Here is a 502-nt window from a genome sequence, read left to right as displayed (position 1 = left end):
GCATCATCGGCACCGACGTCAACACCGGCGTGGCGCGCTACTCCTTCGACATTCCCGAGCTGTCCGACGGCGTGAGCTTTGCCGCCGTGGCCATGGGCGTGTTCGGCTTTGCCGAGGTCATGACCAACCTGGAGCAAAAGGAAAAGCGCGAGGTCTTCACCAGCAAGATCACCACCCTGTTCCCATCGAAAGACGACTTCAAGCGCATGTTTGCGCCCATCATGCGCGGCACCGCGCTGGGCTCGATGCTGGGCATCCTGCCCGGCGGCGGCGCCTCGCTGGCCTCGTTTGGCGCCTACACGATGGAAAAGAAGATCAGCAAGAACAGCGCCGAGTTTGGCAAGGGCGCCATCGAGGGCCTGGCCGGCCCGGAGTCGGCCAACAATGCCGCGGCGCAGACCTCGTTCATTCCGCTGTTGACGCTGGGCATACCGCCCAATGCGGTGATGGCGCTGATGGTGGGCGCAATGACGATCCACAACATCCAGCCGGGTCCGCAGGT

The 502-nt window shown here is 63.7% G+C and carries 1 protein-coding gene; it reads left to right on the top strand.

From position 1 onward, the window contains the following. The coding region (locus tag JK635_RS29010; RefSeq protein WP_202655539.1) for a tripartite tricarboxylate transporter permease at positions 1-502 on the top strand (502 nt) is incomplete at both ends.

It is taken from the genome of Neobacillus paridis (assembly GCF_016765675.1).
GTDB classification, from domain to species: domain Bacteria; phylum Bacillota; class Bacilli; order Bacillales; family Cytobacillaceae; genus Neobacillus; species Neobacillus paridis.
Note: the sequence above shows the minus strand (reverse complement) of the source record. Positions and strands in the feature narration are given on the sequence as shown.